This is a genomic window from Bacillus cereus group sp. BfR-BA-01381 (assembly GCF_022663555.1).
Lineage (GTDB): Bacteria > Bacillota > Bacilli > Bacillales > Bacillaceae_G > Bacillus_A > Bacillus_A pacificus.
In genome coordinates this window covers 1-215 of record NZ_JAKUFR010000359.1, presented here as the reverse complement: position 1 = coordinate 215, position 215 = coordinate 1, and the positions used below count along the sequence as shown (strand labels likewise).

Below are 215 nucleotides of genomic sequence, written 5' to 3'. Positions count from 1 at the left end.
TAAGGAAGACAGACCCAGGGAACTGAAACATCTAAGTACCTGGAGGAAGAGAAAGCAAATGCGATTTCCTGAGTAGCGGCGAGCGAAACGGAACATAGCCCAACCCAAGAGGCTTGCCTCTTGGGGTTGTAGGACATTCTATACGGAGTTACAAAGGAACGAGGTAGACGAAGCGACCTGGAAAGGTCCGTCGTAGAGGGTAACAACCCCGTAGT

The 215-nt window shown here is 50.7% G+C and carries 1 rRNA gene; it reads left to right on the top strand.

Going from position 1 to position 215, the window contains the following annotated elements:
* Positions 1-215 (top strand): 23S ribosomal RNA (locus MR079_RS29035); the annotation flags it as partial.